The following is a 767-nucleotide window of genomic DNA, read 5'->3' as shown; positions in this document are numbered from 1 at the left end:
CGATAAGGATGGCAAGCAGGGCGGCGGTAATCGGTATTTTGTGTTTGGACTTTTGCAGTATGCCGATGCCGCCGCTGACCAGTACAGCGAGCAGGGCAGACAGCAGCGCGCCGGTAAACGTCATTGCCATGTTGTTGCGGTCGATGCCAAGCAAAATCAGGTTGCCCAAGCCGCCCGCGCCGATGAGCGCGGCGAGTGTTGCCGTGCCAATAATCAATACGGACGCGGTGCGGATGCCGGAAATCATGGCGGGCAGCGCCATCGGCAATTCAATGCGCCACAACGCCTGCCAACGGGATAAGCCGAACGCGGTGTGCGCTTCTTTGATGGCGGGATCGATTTGGCTCAAACCGAGATAGGTGTTCTGAAAAATCGGCAACAGGGCATAGAGCGTCAGCGCAATCAAAACCGGCGGCGAACCGATGCCGACAAAGGGAATTAGCAAGCCGAGTAGGGCGAGGGACGGAATGGTTTGCAGGATATTGGTTACCTGCAAAACACCTTCCGCCCAACGCCGTTTGTCCGCCAGCCATACGGCGAGCGGCACGGCAAGCGCGACGGCGCAAAGCAGGGCAATCAGGGAGAGGCGGAGGTGTTCAAGCGTCGCCTGCCAAAGTTCGGCGGGCGGGACAGGGAGGAAATCGGGCATAAAGAATTGTCGGAATTGAAAATATTTCCGACAGTATAGCCTAAGGGGCAAAGAAGAGAAAAAGGTCGTCTGAAAATCCGTTTTCAGACGACCTTGGCTTATGGGAATGCCTTACATC

1 protein-coding gene is annotated in these 767 nt (G+C 56.5%); it reads right to left on the bottom strand.

All coding sequences use genetic code 11. The features are described from left to right. On the bottom strand, positions 1-649 hold a 649-nt coding region (locus ACTHTS_RS10870; RefSeq protein ID WP_440370037.1), incomplete at its 3' end, for an ABC transporter permease. Positions 650-767: the final 118 nt, after the last annotated feature.

Source organism: Neisseria sp. P0019.S003 (genome assembly GCF_051957115.1).
In the GTDB taxonomy this organism is placed as follows: domain Bacteria; phylum Pseudomonadota; class Gammaproteobacteria; order Burkholderiales; family Neisseriaceae; genus Neisseria; species Neisseria flavescens_D.
Note: the sequence above shows the minus strand (reverse complement) of the source record. Positions and strands in the feature narration are given on the sequence as shown.